The organism is Mesorhizobium sp. Arg314, from assembly GCF_053714275.1.
This window is the reverse complement of sequence record NZ_JBSKBP010000382.1, coordinates 1-224: the sequence shown is the minus strand read 5'-3', so window position 1 is coordinate 224 and position 224 is coordinate 1. Positions and strand designations below refer to the sequence as shown.

Below are 224 nucleotides of genomic sequence, written 5' to 3'. Positions count from 1 at the left end.
GCTCCGGTCGCGCCAGTTGCACCCGTGGCGCCGGTGGCTCCAGTTGCACCGGTATCGCCAGTCGCACCAGTCGCGCCGGTGGCTCCGGTCGCACCTGTGGCACCCGTGTCGCCAGTCGCACCTGTGGCGCCTGTATCGCCAGTCGCACCTGTGGCACCAGTCGCGCCAGTAGCACCTGTGGCGCCGGTATCGCCAGTTGCGCCTGTGGCACCGGTTGCTCCGGT

At 70.5% G+C, this 224-nt stretch carries 1 protein-coding gene; it reads right to left on the bottom strand.

The window, feature by feature from the left end:
- Nucleotides 1–224 (bottom strand): hypothetical protein (locus ACWGS9_RS35960; RefSeq protein ID WP_454509583.1); only part of this gene is annotated, 224 nt, incomplete at both ends.